The organism is Novipirellula artificiosorum (assembly GCF_007860135.1).
Lineage (GTDB): Bacteria > Planctomycetota > Planctomycetia > Pirellulales > Pirellulaceae > Novipirellula_A > Novipirellula_A artificiosorum.
Map to the genome: position 1 here is coordinate 1 of NZ_SJPV01000058.1, position 1,621 is coordinate 1,621.

The 1,621-nt window shown below is 56.0% G+C and carries 2 protein-coding genes; both read right to left on the minus strand.

Going from position 1 to position 1,621, the window contains the following annotated elements:
* Positions 1 to 997: PKD domain-containing protein (locus tag Poly41_RS33715; RefSeq protein WP_197232006.1), on the minus strand; the 997-nt coding region annotated here is incomplete at its 3' end.
* Positions 998 to 1,304: 307 nt separating this feature from the next.
* Positions 1,305 to 1,621: hypothetical protein (locus Poly41_RS33720; protein ID WP_231616163.1), on the minus strand; the 317-nt coding region annotated here is incomplete at its 5' end.

Consider the following 1,621-nt stretch of genomic DNA (forward strand, 5'->3'; position numbering starts at 1 on the left):
GATAGAGTCCCGACTCGGCGCGTTTGTCCATGGTGATGCTGGCACCGGTGGGATTCTCCAGGATGATCCAGAAATCGACATCGCTCTGACCGGTCACAAAGACCGACCAAGGGTCACTGCCTCCGTTATGACTCCTAACGTTGACCTTTTCTGGGCCACCACCCAGCCAGACGATTTTGATTCGGCTCTTCAGGTCCAATCCTTGTTCACGGGCGAGAAGAATCGCGCTGGCAATGTTGGTGCATGGCCCGACGGGCAAGACCCACACCGGATTGTCGGGCGAAGCGCCACGAGCCGCCGCCAGAATCGCTTCGCTGGCTTCGCATTCGATTGGTTGCGTGTCCGACCAGGTGCCGCTGGCGGGAACCTGCAACGGTACTTTGGCGCCGTGGAACACCTGCGGAATTTGGTTTTCAGAACGATGCTTTAACAGGCCGCTAATGCGGCTGAGCTCGATGATATAGAGAATCTCACCATAGTTGATCGGCTCCTGGGCAGCGCCAAAGTGATTGATGCGGTGGGGACCGTGATGGGCGCTGTTGATGCCCAGCACGTCCACGTTGCTGAACAGGCCGTAGGCGATGTAATGCTGGTCATCGACTTCGTTGCGGGCGTCGGTGTCGAGAAGGACCTGCGGCAAGTGCAGTGTTTTCGGCGTGTGGACTCGCACGATGGCGGAAGATAGCTCGTTGAAAGTGTCGCCCACTTTGGATCCGATGACGATGCGGTAAATCCCTGGTTCCTGGTAGGTGTGGGTGACCGACGAGCCGTCAACCGTCGCCCCGTCTCCGAGATCCCAGTGAGGGTTGCTCGGATTGCCATTAAGTTTGAACGTCACGGGCTTGCCGGCCAGCACCGGCCCATCGAGCGGAACAATCGCGACTGCACTCGTGGACGGGTTCTGCGCGACGGCCAAACCGGGCAACAGGCTGGTGATTAGACCGCAAACCAGCAAGGCTGAGGCCGTCTGGCGAATAAGCTGACTTTGTTTGGACACAATCACTCTCCCTGTTTTCAGTACTTTTCAATTTTCAGTACGTGATCAATTCTGTTGCTGTGGCGGCAAAAGGGTTGGCCTGCCGTTCAGATCGTGCTTCGCGCCCGCTTCCCAGGTTTCTCCTCCCCGCGGCGACGTAATCGAATTGGCAGCGGGCAGCGATATTGATCGGACCGTCGATTGTATAGCGCTCGGCTGGGCGGCGGCGTCATCGGGACGTTCGTCGGAATTGACCTCGAATGAATGTCGTGTAGTGAGGGCAATCAACTTGAATACCCGGGATTTTCGTCTTGCAGACGCGCGCAGTTTAGGCGGTGTGGCCATCGGCGCGCGTCGATGGAAGGAGTTTTCGTCCGAATTGGTGCGGCAAACCGTTTGCTTGCTCAAAATCACCTTTATTAGCGAGGATCTGGCAAAACCTCTCGGGTGCATTCCAATGCAACAAGGCGTCTGCAGCAAGAATGACCGTAAATAACGGTGTTCTTGACTTCACTGTTTTCGGTAACCTGATTTCACTCTGCAAAATATTGGAACATTCATCGTGTATGCCGGAGCGCAAGAGGTCCTGGAAATAGGGCATTTCCAGCATCGTCTGTACAGTCATCGCGAATATGCCACCCAACA